Origin of the sequence: Cycloclasticus sp. (assembly GCA_040743155.1) — a bacterium.
Lineage (GTDB): Bacteria > Pseudomonadota > Gammaproteobacteria > Methylococcales > Cycloclasticaceae > Cycloclasticus.
The window spans coordinates 1177894-1194558 of record JBFLJU010000001.1 but is presented as its reverse complement, the minus strand read 5'-3'; the positions used below and the strand labels follow the sequence as shown (position 1 = coordinate 1194558).

13 protein-coding genes are annotated in these 16665 nt (G+C 42.3%); 12 read left to right on the top strand and 1 reads right to left on the bottom strand.

The genetic code is table 11. From position 1 onward, the window contains the following. Positions 1-43: 43 nt before the first annotated feature. On the bottom strand, positions 44-2944 hold the full coding sequence (locus AB1Y31_05705; protein MEW4982660.1) for an EAL domain-containing protein: 2901 nt from the start codon (positions 2942-2944) through the stop codon (positions 44-46). Between the two features lie 424 nt (positions 2945-3368). Here AB1Y31_05705 and AB1Y31_05700 point away from each other — a divergent pair, with 424 nt between their 5' ends. The 12 genes from AB1Y31_05700 to AB1Y31_05645 all read left to right on the top strand — a co-directional run bounded on the left by AB1Y31_05700 (position 3369) and on the right by AB1Y31_05645 (position 16638). After that, a complete protein-coding gene (locus tag AB1Y31_05700) occupies positions 3369-4262 on the top strand; it encodes a phosphate/phosphite/phosphonate ABC transporter substrate-binding protein (GenBank protein ID MEW4982659.1) in 894 nt (297 codons plus the stop codon). A 2-nt stretch (positions 4263-4264) separates the two neighbouring features. Then, positions 4265-5704 (top strand): ATP-binding protein, encoded by a 1440-nt coding sequence (locus AB1Y31_05695; GenBank protein MEW4982658.1) that lies wholly within the window; start codon positions 4265-4267, stop codon positions 5702-5704. Positions 5705-5710: 6 nt separating this feature from the next. Further along, positions 5711-6166, top strand: coding sequence for a response regulator (locus AB1Y31_05690; protein MEW4982657.1), 456 nt, complete (start codon positions 5711-5713; stop codon positions 6164-6166). 41 nt (positions 6167-6207) lie between these two features. Continuing rightward, complete coding sequence (locus tag AB1Y31_05685) at positions 6208-7077, top strand: HDOD domain-containing protein (protein MEW4982656.1); 870 nt, start codon at positions 6208-6210, stop codon at positions 7075-7077. Between the two features lie 49 nt (positions 7078-7126). Then, positions 7127-9247, top strand: a complete 2121-nt coding sequence (locus AB1Y31_05680; GenBank protein MEW4982655.1) for an EAL domain-containing protein — start codon at positions 7127-7129, stop codon at positions 9245-9247. A 290-nt stretch (positions 9248-9537) separates the two neighbouring features. Then, positions 9538-10683 (top strand): CoA transferase, encoded by a 1146-nt coding sequence (locus AB1Y31_05675; protein ID MEW4982654.1) that lies wholly within the window; start codon positions 9538-9540, stop codon positions 10681-10683. 14 nt (positions 10684-10697) lie between these two features. Beyond that, entirely contained in the window at positions 10698-11870 is a 1173-nt protein-coding gene (locus tag AB1Y31_05670; protein ID MEW4982653.1) for an acyl-CoA dehydrogenase family protein, read from the top strand. Positions 11871-11905: 35 nt separating this feature from the next. Then, positions 11906-12661, top strand: coding sequence for a glucose 1-dehydrogenase (locus AB1Y31_05665; GenBank protein MEW4982652.1), 756 nt, complete (start codon positions 11906-11908; stop codon positions 12659-12661). Between the two features lie 26 nt (positions 12662-12687). Continuing rightward, positions 12688-13836: an acyl-CoA dehydrogenase family protein gene (locus AB1Y31_05660; GenBank protein MEW4982651.1), complete on the top strand. Its 1149-nt coding sequence runs from the start codon at positions 12688-12690 to the stop codon at positions 13834-13836. Further along, positions 13833-14867 (top strand): acyl-CoA dehydrogenase, encoded by a 1035-nt coding sequence (locus AB1Y31_05655; GenBank protein ID MEW4982650.1) that lies wholly within the window; start codon positions 13833-13835, stop codon positions 14865-14867. Before AB1Y31_05660 ends, AB1Y31_05655 begins: the two co-directional genes overlap by 4 nt. Before the next feature lie 17 nt (positions 14868-14884). Then, complete coding sequence (locus AB1Y31_05650) at positions 14885-15685, top strand: crotonase/enoyl-CoA hydratase family protein (GenBank protein ID MEW4982649.1); 801 nt, start codon at positions 14885-14887, stop codon at positions 15683-15685. Positions 15686-15729: 44 nt separating this feature from the next. Further along, positions 15730-16638: an SDR family NAD(P)-dependent oxidoreductase gene (locus tag AB1Y31_05645; protein MEW4982648.1), complete on the top strand. Its 909-nt coding sequence runs from the start codon at positions 15730-15732 to the stop codon at positions 16636-16638. The last annotated feature ends 27 nt before the right edge of the window (positions 16639-16665 follow it).

Sequence of the window (16665 nt, the reverse complement as noted above, 5' to 3'; positions counted from 1 at the left end):
TTGTGAGTAAAGCGAAGTGCTTAACATGCAAGTCAGCTCGAAGTTACGTTTCATTTTTAGTTAAGCTGATATTAGCAGGGTCACTCCATGCCTCTTCTGGTTGGTAGTTATTTTCCCAGTCAATGATGTTTTCTGCCGGCATAGGCTTGGCTATTACATAACCTTGTGCGTTATAACAACCTAAAGCCATTAAAGCGGTGCCTTGTTCGATGGTTTCTACACCTTCGGCAATGACGTCTCGTTTAAATGCGTTGGCTAATGAAATAATGCCTTCGATAAGGGCGTAGTCTTCCTCATCTTCGAGCATGTCACGCACAAAGGTTTGGTCTATTTTTAGCCATTGTGCAGGGAAGTTTTTAAGGTAAGTCAATGATGAAGAGCCTGTTCCAAAGTCATCCAGAGCAAAGTTAACGCCCAGTGTCTGACATTGGTGAATAAGCTCAGCAACCTCCGCCACGTTATCAAAGGCGATTGTTTCGAGAATTTCTATTTCAAATAATTCTGCTGGTACCTCAGGGTGTCTCTGTAATGCTTGTTTTAAATCTTTATGAAAGCCTTCTTGCATGAAGTGATAAGCACTTATGTTGATACTCAAAACCCATTTTTTACCTTCTTTACACCACTTTTCAAGTTGTATAAGGGCGGCCTCAATAACCCAGTTTCCCAGGTCAATCATCACTGGAGTGTTTTCAACGGTCGGTAAAAATTCATAAGGCGGAACTAAGCCTTCTTCGGGGTGTTGCCAACGTACCAGAGCCTCTGAGCCAAACATCTTACCGGTACGCATATTAATTTTAGGCTGGTAAAACAACACGAATTCGTCGTTTTCAATGGCCCGTGATATAAGACCCAAGAACGTTTTTTGTTCTTGTGACAACTGTTCAGTGTTGGCATCAAAAAAAGCTAACGTGTTTTTGCCTGAAATTTTAGCGTCATACATGGCATGGTCTGCATGGCGCACTAAGGTATCAACGTCTTTGTCGTCTGCCGGATACAAGGTAATGCCACATGACGCGCTGATGGTATGTTCATGCTCACCAATGATAAACGGTTCCGCTAAGGCAGCTAGAATACGCTTGATAAGCTTTTCGCATTGCTGATAGGAACTTAAATTGCCCAATAACATTGTAAATTCATCGCCGCCTTGGCGCGAAACGGTATCTTCATCACGGATAGTTATGCTGATGCGCTGAGCAACTTGTTTTAGCACCTCATCACCAACAGCGTGTCCATGATCATCATTAACGGGTTTAAAGTTATCAAGGTCTAAAAAGCAAATGGCCAACTGTGTTTCGTTACGCCTAGCGTGTGCGATAGCGATATCAAACCTATCTACAAATAAGGCGCGATTCGGCAAGCCCGTTAAAATATCGTAATGCGCTAAATCCTGAAGTGTTTGTTGTTGTTTCTTCAGTACAGTAATATCGCGCCAAACCACGTGTAATATTTGTTTGTCCGCGACACTCAATGCTGTCAATAACACTTCGGCAGGAAAAACCTCACCATTTTTGCGTTTATGCTTCCATTCAAAACGGTTACTTCCTTTCGCAAAAGCTATCTGTACCATTTCATCTACTTTCTCGGCAGAATTCATTCCATCGTCTTGAGTTAGAGGAGAGAGCTCTGCCGGGTGCACACGTAACATCTCTTGCTTACTAACATAACCAAGCATCATCAGTGCGGCAGAATTACAGTCGATGAACCTTTCATCGCTATATAACAAGGTTGCATCGGCGCTGCCCTCAAATAAAGATTTATATTTTAGTTCACTATCAATCAACGCCTGTTGTTGACGTTTGATAATTGTAATATCTCTTATAACGGAGTACAGCATCACCGTATCTCCAACAACCATATGTGTCGTCAAAATCTCAGCTAACATCAGCTCGCCATTCTTTTTCCGGTATAGCCATTCAAAGCGGTGGCTTCCTTTCGCATAACAAATACCTAATACCTCCGCCATAACAATCTCAGAAGCGCGACCATCTGGCTGAACAGAAGATGACACAACGTCTGGTGTTATATTAAGTAACTGGTCACGCGAGTCGTAGCCAAGAAGGTTAACAGCGGCATCATTTACATCAAGAAACTTGCCATCTGCAAACAACACAAGAGCATCCGAAGAATTTTCAAATTGACTTCTATAACGAAGTTCGCTCTCCATCAGGGCTGCTTGTTGCTCCTTAACTTCTGTTAAATCTCGCCAAAAACAATGGAGTAACTTTTTACCAGCAAACGAGACGGGTGTCGTAATAACGTCAATGTCTATCGGTTTACCGTCACTCTTTAACAAAGTCCATTCAAAATGATGGGTACCCTTTTTAAAAGCGTGCGTTATCATTTCGGCCGCTTTCTCAAAAGATTCTCGTCCATCCGGTTGTTGAGCAGGAGAAAACTTGTCGGGCATTAAACCCAGCAAAGATTTTTCATCTGAATAGCCCAACATTTTTACTGCGGCAGCATTAAACTTAACATAGCCTGTTTCACTGAGTAGTGAAAAAGCAACGTCGACGTCCTCAAAAAAACTTTTGTACTCCTTTTGGCTCGCCTTTAATGAAAGTTCAGCTTGTTTGCGCTCTTCTATGCTACGGCCCTCAAGAACAATGTAACTAACCTCACCTAAATCGTTCAAAACAGGCGTCGCATTAAGTTCAATCCAGTGCAGGCCATCTAGGCTAATAAATTGAATTTCCCGAAATGTAGTTATGCCGGCGCGTGCTGACACGCAGTCAGATTGAATCAAGGCTCTTCTATCGCCTGTCCACCAAGGACAATTCCATACTTTTTCACCTACCACGTCATCCAAGGTTAAACCTGAAGCAGCTAATGGAGAGGCATTGGCATAAACCACTGCACCGTCTGGGTCTAACACCCCCGCAAGGGTTTGCGTATGATTAAGTAGGTGTAATAAAACTGAATTATCCGTTTCATGTTTGACTGTCATAAGACAAAGTATAGCAGTGATAATTTTTTTTACACCGTGATGGAAATGAATGTTAATACGTTGAAAAAGGCCCGTATAAATGCCCTCGTTTTGATATTTAGATTAACAAATAGGCGGTACGATTTTTTCGAGTTATCTGACTTTGAGTGGTCATGAGAGTCGTCATATGAAGCTCCTTTTCGCGTTAATATGGATGACGCTTAGTATCTTTTTAGTCTGGTTGAATTTGTTATTATTCAAAAGCATGTTTGGTGACTAAAGGCATCTGCTAAATAGCAATGATGGTTTAGTATTTGTTATTGTTTAAAGATACAAAAGGTTTTAGTCGTAAGCGGGGTACTTAGTTTGAGGGTATTATCGTGTTTTAGGAAAAGCTAATGTTGCCAATTAGTGGTCCAAGTAAGTCAAGGAAGAAGTTAATTTAATGAAAGCTAATAAGACAAACCGGCGTTTGAAGGTCACAATTTTTATATTGCTTTTAATTTCGAGCGTTTATTACATGATGTTTTCTGGTGCGGAAGAAGCACCAAAATCAAGTGTCATTAGAGTCGGCATTTTGCCGGATGAATCACCAAAAGCTTTGCAGGAACGCTACTCAAGGTTAATTGAATATTTATCCAAAGAAACAAAAATACAGTTTGAACTGGTTTACCCCAAAGACTACTCTCATTTGTTAAATTTGTTTGGTAACCACCAAGTTGATTTGGCATATTTGGGTGGTTTAACTTTCTTGAAGGCAAATAAACTATATGCTGCGTCGCCTATAGTTATGCGTGAAGTAGATACTCGCTTTACCAGTTGGTTTATTGTTAAATCCAATCAAACCGCAAAAAGCATTGTTGACTTTAAAGGCAAAACATTTTCATTTGGCAATATGCTTTCAACATCGGGGCATTTAATGCCGCGATATTTTTTGGAAAATGAATATGGCATAGTGGCAGAGGATTACTTTTCTAATGTCGGGCATGCCAAAACGCATGATGTAACCGTGCAAAAAATAAGTGATGGTGAAGTTGAGCTGGCTGCAGTTAACTCTAATGTGGTTCAAAATATGTTACAAGATGGCCGATTAAAGAGTGGCGATGTGCGTGTTTTATGGGAGTCAGCGCCTTATTATGGCAATGTTTGGGTTGTGCAAAAAGACTTACAAGCTGATGTGAAAATAAACATTCGAAATGCTTTTCTTAATTTAGACATCAATAGAGCTACGCACACTAAAATATTGCAAGATATGAGAACCACGGCATTTTTACCAGCAGGTAAGAGTGATTTTTCATTACTAGAAACGATTGCTATAAAACAAGGCGTATTAGAATAGCTATGGAAAGCTCGTTTAACCAATCGTGGCAAAAACTCATACGACGTTATATTTATACTCTGGTCGTACTTATTCTTTTATTGGTTGTAATAAGCGCTGGTTATGCTTATTGGATTAATTCAAAAAAAGAATGGGGTGAAACTGTTGCATACCAATACCATTCAACCAGTAGCACATACTATCTAAATGCAATGGAAGAGTTGCGTCATTTGCAAAACGACATGAACCATACTTTACTGCTGCAAAGTAGTCGTCCTCTTCCTAAGCAGATTGAGGTTAAGCTGCTTCATTATTCAGAAACATCTTTACTTAACCTCGTTCGACAACATATAAAATCTGGTGTTTCTTTGCATGAAAAATTTCCTAATAAGCAGTTTAATGGGTTGATCCTTCGACTTGAACAACAGTTGCTGATTTTCAATGAAAACTTTTATAGCTATCGAAAAACAATAAAACTCAATAGTGAGCTACCAACAAATATTGACGGCTTGTTACTGACGCTTAAACAACTTATTAGACTTCATACGGTCACACGTGAAGACATATTGCTTGAGTTGGCAAATCAAACTAAAAAACAAAATCAGTTCTTTTTTTTATTGGGGTTAAGCTTTTTATTCACCAGTATGTTTATTGTCTGGCGTACTGTTAAGTCAGTTAACAGGGTCGTCATTGAAAATGAAATTGCTTTTAGTGTCATTATTGATGAACTAGAGAAAACAAAAAAAAGGACAGAGAAAATCAACCTCTCCCTAGAAGATAAAAACTCAGAACTGGAACGTTTTACCTATACGGTATCGCATGACCTTAAGAGCCCCTTGGTAACGGTTAAGGGTTTTATTGGGCTATTAATAAGGGATATTAAGGAAGGTAATGAAGAACGTATAAATAATGACTTAGCTAAAATAGCCGCTGCTTCAGATAAGATGGGTGTTTTATTAAATGATCTTCTTGAGTTGTCTCGTGTCGGTCGAGTTATAAATAAGCCTCAGACCATCAGGCTAACTGAGTTATTTGAAGAGGCTCGCTCCTTGGTTGAGGGGCAGATGAGTGAAGCTGGTGCTACGGTCAGTATAGAAAATAACATGCCTTCTATATATGCTGATAGGCATCGCATGATCGAGGTTGCGCAAAACCTTCTGGATAATGCAATAAAGTTCAGAGCTAAAGGCGTGAACCCCATTATTGATGTCAGCGCAGAGGTTGTGGATGGTCAGGTTCATTGTTCAGTAAAGGATAACGGTATTGGCATTAATCCAAAATACCATAATAAAGTATTTGGTTTATTTGATAGGTTGGACCTTTCGTTTGACGGCACTGGCGTTGGGCTTGCGCTTGTGAAGCGTATTGTTGAAGTACATAATGGAACAGTAATGTTTGATTCGGAGGGAGAAGGTTTGGGGTGCACCTTCCGTTTTGCGTTACCTGAAATTCATACGGAGTAGTGAATTATGTCAGAGAGAGTTAATGGTGAGTCCTTGCACATATTGCTGGTTGAGGATAACGAGGCGCATGCCGAATTAGTTATGCGTAGCTTTGAACATCATCGAGTGTCCAACCGCGTTACCCATGTGCAAGATGGACAGGCCGCGCTTGATTATCTTTTTAAGCAAGGTCAATATGCGAAACTTGAACTGGCTCGTCCACATGTGGTTTTGTTGGACCTCCGTTTGCCTAAAGTTGATGGGCTGGATGTGCTAAGGCAGATAAAAACAAGCGACGACCTTAACAAAATACCCGTTGTTATACTAAGTACCTCCGCTGCCGAAAAAGATATAGCTAAAGCCTATGAGTACAGTGCCAATAGCTATGTGGTTAAACCGTTGGATTTCGATAAATTTGAACAGCTTATGGATGATATGGGCTATTATTGGATGGCTTGGAATAAAAATCCGTGGAGCGAGTAAAACAGGCCCCTTCACTATCTTAATAAGGATCGTTAGATACAATGCCGGCATCTTATAAACGCACAGCAAAAGCTTTAGTGGCGAATATTCTTCACCTCGCTAGCCTACCCAATGTGTATACACAATTGGAAAAGACACTAAAAAACCCTGACCATACGCGCAATGATATTGCGAAGGTTGTAAGTGTAGACCCAGCACTAACGGCACGTCTTTTGAGGATCATTAATAGTTCATATTACAGCTTACCTCGCCCAGTCGAGAATATTGGTATCGCGGTCAATTTGCTTGGCGAATTTGATTTGCGGAATTTAGTGTTAGTTTCCTCTGTGGTTAACTCAGTTGCAGCCCTCACGGATCGCGGTATAGATATACACGCATTTTGGCAACACAGTATTCGCTGTGGTATAGCTGTAAAAATGCTAGCTGTTTTAAAAAACCATGAAAATCCCGACCTGCTTTTTCTAGGCGGGTTATTGCACGACATTGGTCGACTAATTATTTATAAAAATGAGCCGGAACTCTCTAGTACGGTGTCATGGTATATAGCTTCGGAAGGGCGTGAAAGGCACCTGATTGAGCAAGAGTTACTGGGTTTTGATCATGCGACGGTAGGTTCTTTGCTGATAGAGTCTTGGGGTTTGCCGGTAAAGCTAATCGATATTATTAAATATCACCATCAACCAGAACTATCACCAGACAGCGAATATGGTGTTAACTTAATCGGTTTTGCCAATTTATTGGCGCATTACCTTGAGTTTAATGAAGCCTCAACTAGAATTGATTTAGATGAATGGCCATCAATAAAAGCTTATTTAGAAAAATTTCAAATAAAAGAAGAAACGCTTCAAAACTTATTCAATGACGTTTTAGAGCAAAGCCGAGCAGTAGAGGAGATAATTTGCGGTGCTTAATCAGGTTGTCTTTTTACAGTGAAGTTGTTTTTCAATACATAGGGAAGTTATGAGCACTGTATTGGTTGAGGATGTAACGAATGCAAAGAAGTATCAAGTTCTTCTGGTAGAAGATGACCTTACTCATGCGGAGTTAATTTCGCGTTCATTTGAATACCACGAACAATTTCAGTTGACTATCGTACACACCCTTTGTGATGCGCGCCGTTCGATAGCTGATTTAACACCCGACTTGATCATTACAGACTTCCGCCTGCCGGATGGAGATGGTAATGAGTTAATCACTGAGTTTAAAAAGAAAACAGGTCGCCCTATTATTTTGATGACTAGTTTTGGTGATGAAATAATTGCAGTTAATGCAATGAAAGCTGGTGCATCAGATTATGTTGTAAAAACGGATACATCACTGGTTGAGCTACCTTCAATAGCAAGCCGCGCGTTAAGAGAATGGCGGTTGATTCTGGATAAGAGCTTTGTACTGGAGCAGCAGAGTCGACTAACGGCTATTTTAGAAGCAACGCCAGATTTAATTTGTATTGCTGATATCGATGGTTTTCTAACTTACCTGAACAGATCCGGTCGAAATTTATTGGGAATATCAGATCAGGAAAATATCAGAAAGATTCGTTTGTCTGACTTTCATGCTCCAGAAGATGCAAGGCTTATTGTCTCCGATGGGATTCCTTATGCGATAGAGCACGGCGTTTGGACACATGAAACGACCTTTATTTCAAAATCAAAGGTGGAGATTTTAACGTCATTAGCATTAATCTCACATAAATCCGCTTCGGGTCATTTGGAGTTTTTTTCAACCGTTGCTAGGGATATACGGTATATCCGTTCGGCTGAAGAAAAGATTCAGTATTTAGCCTATTACGATACGCTGACAGATCTACCGAATAGAAATGAGTTGTTAAGGCGGCTAGATTTTGAGATAGCTAGAGTGAGCCGTCAAAAGTCTCAATCTGCGTTACTGTTTATCGATCTTGATAACTTTAAATATGTTAATGACTCTTTGGGGCACCCAACTGGAGACCTAGTGTTAAAGGAGATGGCGTTACGACTGAAGTCCGTTGTTCGTGCGGAAGATATAGTAGCCCGTTTAGGCGGGGATGAGTTTGTTGTCATATTGACCAACTTGAGTGTAAACCCAATTGAAGCGCTTAATCAGGCTCGTGAGGTATCAAAAAAAATAAATATCCATATTTCAATGGATATGCCTATTGGAGAAATGACGTTTAATTTAACGGCCAGTATCGGTATTTCTATGTTTTCCAATGAGTCTGTGAGCGGTCATGAGTTACTTCGGTTTGCCGATACTGCGATGTACGAAGCCAAAAGATCTGGCAAAAATCAGTCTGAGGTGTTTCACCATGATATGGGTGAAGACGTCACTAGGTTGCTAGAACTTGAGCATAAACTGAGGAAAGCTTCTACCAACAAGGAGTTTGTTCTTTTCTATCAAACAAAGGTCAATGCTCAAACGGGCAAAATGGATGGTGCAGAAGCGCTGATACGTTGGGATGACCCAGACAAGGGGTTAATGGCGCCCGGTGTTTTTCTTGATGTTCTAGAGTCTTCTGGACTAATTAACGAAGTAGGGAACTGGGTAATCGAAGAAAGTTTTAATCAACTAGCTATGTGGATTGCTGAAGGTTTATGGAATAAAGAACAGCGTCTCAGTATTAATATTAGCGCACGTCAGTTCCATGACAACCAGTTTTCAGGGTCGGTCATTAGGCTGTTGGAGAAAATCAATGTTCCAGCAACGTGTATTGACCTAGAAGTGACGGAGCATAGTGTTATTAACGATGTAACGAAGGCCGTATCGAAGATGAATGTACTCATCGATAAGGGCATTACTTTTTCTCTGGATGATTTCGGTACAGGCTACTCTTCTTTAGGCTATTTAAAAGCCCTGCCTGTTGCAACACTTAAAATTGACAAATCCTTTATTAATGACGTTGTTCTAGATAAGAGCGACCAAGCACTAGTGACATCTATTATCGCCATCTCGAAAAACCTTGGATTAACGGTTGTAGCAGAAGGTGTTGAGACAAAGGAGCAAATGTTGATGCTTAAAGAATACCAGTGTGAAATTTTACAAGGTTATTATTTTAGTAAGCCTATACCTGCTGATAAATTTAAAGAACTGTTGATTAGTCTTTAAAGGGGCTGGTTTGCCGGTGGTTGGGTAATGTAGTTGGTAAGTTAATGCCCGTATTTTAAGTCTTTCTTTTAGTATTACAAATGATGAGCTATCGCTGAAATAAAAGTCACTCATTTAGCCTTTTTTAAGATTAATCCGCGCTCCTATTGATTTATAGAGAGGGGAAAGGTTATTATATTATAACAACTGTTAGGTAGATTGGTTGTGCTCCTCACTAGCGAGGCTTAGGGCCTCGCGTTTTTTTGTCAGCCGTATAAGATATGGTTCTTTAATAGGTAATAGAGAATAAGATGTCAGAACAAAAAGAAACTGAATTACCACTTAAGGGCATTCGTGTATACGAAATAGGTACCAGTGTGGCTGCGCCGTTCGGCACTTGGATTCTTGCAGCGCTTGGTGCGGAAGTTATAAAAGTTGAGCCCGAGGGCCGCGGCGATGATTGTCGCCATTGGGGCCCCCCTTTTTGGAATGGCACCTCCGCTATGTTTCAGGCGCTAAATCGGGATAAAAAGTCAGTCACCGTGGATTTAAATGATCCTAAGGATAAGGCTTGGCTTAGAAACGAAATGGTGACTAAGGCCGATGTTGTTTTACAAAATATGCGCCCTGGTAAAGTATCGAATTTAGGTCTTGGTGCTGAGCAAATGTGTAAAGAGAATCCGGCGCTTGTGTATTGCAATATATGGGCATTTGGTGAGACCGGGCCAATGGCTGATAAGCCAGGTTATGACCCCCTTATGCAAGCATACAGTGGTCTAATGAGTTTGAACGGAGAAGAAGGTCGTCCTCCAGTACGTATAGGAACCTCAGCGATAGATATGGGTACCGGTATGTGGTGTTCTATCGCGATCATCGCGGCGTTATTTGACCGTCAAAAAACAGGCAAGGGCTGTGTTGTCGATACCGCACTTTACGAAACAGCGCTGAGTTGGATGACCTATCATATGGCGGGTTATCACGCGACGGGTAATCTCCCTACACCGCAAGGGTCTGGGGTGCAGGGTATTTCGCCGTACCAAGCGTATGAGTGCTCAGATGGCTATCTCGTTGTTGCAGCGCCTAATAATAAACTATTTGATTTGCTGAAAGGTGTGATGGGTAACCCAACGTGGGCAGATGAACCACACTTTGAAACAAACCCTAAGCGATTCGAAAACAAGGTCGAGTTGAACCGCCGCATGACCGAAATTTTAATAAAAGAACCTCGTTCCCATTGGCAGAAAAAACTAGATGATGTGGGTATTCCGAATTCACCAATTCAATTAGTTGACGAGGTACTCAATGATCCGCAAACTCAATCATTAGGAATTGTTCAAGAGTCTGTAGAAAATGCGATGAAATTAGTGGGCCTACCGATTAAATTTAATGGCAAAAGGCCACCATTACAAAATGAAGCGCCTGCATTAGGTGCCGATAACGATACTTATAAAAATTAACCGAGAAAAGAAAAATGAAGGAAATTTCTATACCACTAGGTAATGACTACGCCGATATTCGTGACGCGGTTAACAAGATATGTGCTGACTTTCCTGGCGAGTACTGGCGCAAATTGGATGCTGAAAGCGCCTATCCAGAAGAATTTGTTAATGCGTTAACAGAGTCGGGTTTTTTATCGGCACTAATTCCTGAAGAGTACGGTGGTGTTGGTTTACCACTACGCGCTGCAGCCGTCATTATGGAAACGATTCATGCTTCAGGCGGTTCTGCTTCTGCCTGTCATGCACAAATGTACATTATGGGCGCTGTTCTAAGGCATGGGAGTGAAGAGCAAAAACAGAAATATTTACCAAAAATAGCATCGGGTGAATTAAGGCTGCAGGCGTTTGGTGTGACTGAACCTACATCTGGGTCTGATACGACTAAGTTAAGAACGAAGGCCGTTAAAAAGGGTGATAAATACATCGTTAACGGGCAAAAAGTATGGACCAGTCGTGCGTTCCAATCTGATTTGATGCTGTTGTTGGCGCGTACAACGCCATTAGAAGAAGTGTCGAAACCAACCGATGGGATGTCTATTTTCTTGGTTGATATGCGTGAAGTTGTTGGCAATGGTATGGAAATTCGTGCCATTGACGCGATGATAAATCACAATACCACCGAAGTGTTTTTCGACAATATGGAAATTCCTGCGGACTCGCTGATTGGTGAGGAAGGCAAAGGTTTCCGTTATGTTATGAGCGGGATGAATGCTGAGCGGGTTATTATTGCCGGTGAAAGCATTGGCGATGCTCGTTTCTTTATTCAACGCGCTAAAGATTACGCTAGTGAAAGGAAGATTTTTGGTGGACCTATTGCTAAAAACCAAGGTATTCAATTCCCGATTGCTAGAGCGTATGCGGAAATTGAAGCAGCAGAATTAATGGCGCGTAAAGCGGCGGCTCTTTTTGAAGCGGGTGAATCGTGTGGTGCCGAAGCGAATATGGCGAAGATGTTGTGTGCCGAAGCGGCTTGGAATGCCGGTGAGGCTTGCATGCAAACGCATGGTGGTTTTGCCTTTGCGCGTGAATATGATATTGAACGAAAATGGCGTGAAGCGAGACTGTATTTGATAGCGCCTATTTCAACTAACATGATTTTAAGTTATATCGGGCAGCACGTATTGGGCATGCCTAAGTCGTACTAAATAATAAAAACGTAAAAACTAACGGGAGAAAAAAGATGGGTAGAGTCAGTGGAAAAATAGCATTAGTAACGGGTGGCGCAATGGGTATGGGACGTACGCATTGTGAATTGTTGGCGGCCGAGGGCGCGACAGTTATTGTCACCGATATGAATGAAGCTGAAGGCCAAGCGACGGTTAAAAGTATCGTTGCTGACGGCGGTAACGCTGAGTTCTTACCATTGAATGTGACAGTAGAATCTGAATGGCTTAGCGTTGTGGAAAAGGTTACTGCGTCACATGGTCAAATAGATGTACTTGTTAACAATGCAGGTATTCTTATTGTTAAACAATTAGAAGAAACCACAACAGAAGAGTGGGATCGTACATTTGATATTAATGTAAAAGGCGTCTTCTTTGGCACAAAAGCCGTATTGCCAGCGATGCAAAAAGCAGGTGGTGGTTCAATTGTTAATATTTCGTCAATTTACGGTCTAGTAGGCGCGCCTGTTTCGGCTGCTTATCAAGCCACTAAAGGTGCCGTGAAATTATTTACTAAAGCAACAGCGGTTGATTATGCGCAATACAATATTCGCGTGAATTCTGTCCATCCAGGTGTTATTGATACGCCAATGACAAAAGATTTATTGCATGGTGACGAAGAAACGCGCCAAGCTATTTTGGGTACAACGATATTGGATAGACCGGCACAACCAAAAGAAGTGTCTTATGCAGTATTACATTTAGCGAGCGATGATTCATCCTTTATGAATGGCTCTGAAATGGTTGTTGATGGCGGATACACAGCGGTTTAATTGTATATTTAATTAAGCATTAAACGATGAAGAAGCTGTATTTTACCCCTGTAATAACGGGCGAGAAAGAAGCGGCCTTAAGAGCTGAGGTTCGTTCATTTTTAGACCATTACGGGGCGTTTAATGTTTCAAATATCATCGACTCCTGGTCCATTTGTGATCCAGAACTAAGTCGGGCATTAGCCGAAAAAGGCTGGCTAGGGATGACCTGGCCCACTGAATACGGTGGGGGAAGTCGCAGTTACCTTGAACGATACGTCGTGATCGAAGAGTTGTTAGCGGCCGGAGCACCGGTGGGTGCGCATTGGGTAGCAGATCGCCAAAGTGGCCCGCTGTTGTTACGTTTTGGCAGCGAAGAGCAGCGTCAGTATTTTTTACCGAAAATAGTACGCGGTGAGTGTTTCTTTGCTATTGGTATGAGTGAACCTAATAGTGGCTCTGACTTGGCATCCATTAAAACGCGAGCCGAGAAAGTAGATGGTGGCTGGCTTATTAATGGTTCTAAAATCTGGACTAGTTGGGCTCATGTTTGCCACCAAATGATCACCTTGTGCCGGACAGCTCCACCGTCTGATAACCGCCATGCGGGGATGAGTCAGCTGATAGTCGACCTGAGTCAGAAAGGCATTACAGTTCGCCCTATTATCACATTGGCCGGTGAGGCGCACTTCAATGAAATCTTCTTTGATGATGTTTTCGTTCCAGATAATAGAGTGGTTGGTCAGGTTAATGAAGGCTGGAGCCAAGTGGTGGCGGAATTGGCCTTTGAACGAAGTGGGCCAGAGCGTTTTTTAAGTAGTTATCAATTACTTGAAGCGGCTATAAAGGAACTTCGTGAGACTAATTTAATGCAACAAGCAGAACCCATTATTGGTAAATTTGTTGCGAGGTTGATGGTTTTAAGGCAAATGTCGCTTTCTGTTGCGAATCAATTGCAGGAAGGAAAATTACCCATTAACGAGGCTTCTGTTGTTAAAGACCTTGGTACGTCATTTGAGCAAGAACTGCCAGAAGCGATGCGCTTGATTTTGGCGACTGAGCCGCGTTCATCAGCTAACGGAGGGGTCGCGCGTTTGTTATCCGATTCAATATTAAAAGCACCTTCCTTCTCGTTACGCGGTGGTACACGTGAAATTCTTCGAGGCATTATTGCGAGGGGCCTTGGTCTACGATGAGTGAATTAGCACAATTAATTGAACAGTCAGCGACTCGTTTATTTGAAGATTTCTCAGACAGTAACGCTCATGAGTTAATGGAAGCGGGGCAGTTTCCAGAAACGCTTTGGTCAGACTTTTTAGCTGACGGTTGGTTAACAACCTTATTATCCGAAAGCGATGGAGGCTCTGGCCTCGGTCTTGCGGGTGGTTGTGTGTTAATGAGGCTTGCTGGCTATTATTCGGTACCGTTGCCGGTGCTAGAGTCGTTGATGGCGGTTTACCTTGCGGCTGAGTCGGGTTTTACTGTTAACGATGAACTCTTGGTTCCGGCGATTATATCGGAGCCTTTAAAAGCTGATTCTGAGTACACCATTAGGGGCGTACCTTGGGCGCGACACGCCTCGTCTTTGCTGGTTATACTTAGTAGCAATAATGAGACACGGGTCAGTATGCTTTCTTGTCAGAGCGTCACTATCGTTGAAGGTCAAAATATGGCCGGTGAGGCTCGCGATGACGTGACCATCAATACAACTCAACTTAACGATTCTCAGAGCCTTAGTGGCATCGATATTGAACAAGTTAAATCGTGGTTAGCACTGGGCCGTGCGGCTCAAATGGCAGGTTCGCTACAACGAGTGTTAGAAATGACGGTTGAGTACGCCAATGATCGCTCACAATTCGGCCGCGCCATTGGTAAGTTTCAGGCGGTGCAACAACAAATGGCTGTGTTGGCTGAAATGACGAGCGCGTCCATTTGCGCGGTAGATGCTGCTATAGATCATTTAGCTAGCGAGCAAGAATGGGAATTAATTGCCTGTGCGAAAATTACTACAGGAGAGTCTGCAGGTTATGCGGCTAAAACGGCCCACGCTGTTCATGCAGCTATCGGCTTTACTCAAGAGTACCCACTACAGCTAAACACACGCCGATTATGGTCATGGCGTGATGAGTACGGTAACGAAGCACAATGGTCGGCAAAATTAGGTAAGCATTGTTTTCAATTAGAAACTGATAACTTGTGGAGTTGGTTGACAACACAGACGAGTTAATAGAAGAGGATAAATCAGTGACAACAGACGTAATAAGTGAAGTAAAAGATGGCATTGCTATTTGGCGGATGAATCGCGTTGATACGCGAAATGCCATATCTGATGGCAATATGATCAATGATTTAGTGTCCTTAGCCGAACAGGCGCAAAAGGATAGTCAAATTAGAGTCGTTATTTTAACAGGCAACGGCCCCGCGTTTTCTTCGGGCGGTAATGTTAAAAAGATTCGTGAAGAAATGACTGAATCGGATAAAACACCACATGAGTTGGCAACCTGGTATCGCGAAGGCATTCAACGCATCCCATTAGCGTTCCAAGCATTGGATGTGCCGATTATTGCCGCGGTTAATGGCCCTGCGATTGGCGCGGGGTGTGACCTTACATGTATGTGTGATATTCGCATTGCTGGACAAAGCGCACGCTTTGCTGAAAGTTTCGTTAAGTTGGGCATCATCCCAGGTGATGGCGGTTCGTGGTTATTGCCGCGTGCGATTGGTTTGGCAAAAGCTTCTGAAATGGCCTTTACCGGCGAGCCGATTAGCTCAGAGGAAGCCTTAAAATTTGGGCTTGTTTCAAAAGTAGTTCCGGATGAGCAATTGATGGATGAAGCGATTGCATTAGCTCAACGTATTGCTGTCAACCCACCTGTTTCAGTACGGATGACAAAACAGTTAATCCGTGAAGGACAGCGAACTGACTTAAATACACACTTACAAATGGCCGCAGTGATGCAAGCAGTCTCGCATCGGACAGATGATCATCGGGAAGCGATGGACGCCATTTTTGAAAAACGCCAAGGTGAATTTAAAGGTCGGTAAGTTATTGATTGTGAAAATTTAATTAAAGAGTTGGAGAAAATAGAATGATGATGAAAGATAAAGTAGTGCTCGTTACGGGAGCAGGTCGTGGTATCGGTCGTGCAATGGCCATTATGATGGCTAAAGAAGGGGCGAAAGTGGTTGTTAATGACCTTGGCGCGGGTGTTGGTGGTGAAGAGACGGGTGAAAGTCCAGCTGAAGAAGTGGTGGCAACCATTCGTGCGGCAGGTGGTGAGGCGGTTATCAATGGTGATAATGTCGCTAACCTTGAGGGCGCAGAAGCGATGATTGAAGCGGCCATTGATAATTTTGGTCGAATTGATACGGTCGTCAATAATGCCGGTATTTTACGCGATAGAATTTTCCATAAAATGTCACCTGAAGAGTGGAGTTCTGTGATCAACGTGCATTTAAACGGAAGCTTTAATACGGCCCACTTTGCAGCTAAACATTTTAAGAAACAAGAAAGTGGTAGCTTTGTTTTTATGACCTCAACGTCTGGTTTAATTGGTAACTTTGGTCAAGCAAACTATTCAGCTGCAAAAGCAGGTATAGCATCACTGTCTAAAAGTATTGCGCTAGATATGCAGCGTTACAACGTGCGTTCTAACTGTATATCACCTTTTGCATGGAGCCGAATGATTGGTGCTATCCCAGTAAACACACCAGAAGAAAAAGCGAGAGTCGATAAATTAAAAGAAATGACACCCGATAAGATTGCGCCGATGGCTGTTTATTTAGCCAGTGATTCGGCGGCTGATGTATCCGGTCAAATTTTTGCTGTACGAAATAATGAAGTCTTCTTGATGGGGCAATCTAGACCGTTGCGTTCAACGCACCGTTCAGAAGGGTGGACACCACAAACTATTTCAGAACACGCGATTCCAGCGTTGAAAAGCAGCTTCTATCCGTTAGACCGCTCCGCGGATGTCTTTTCATGGGATCCAGTTTAACGATTAAAACTATAAGCTAAGGATAAA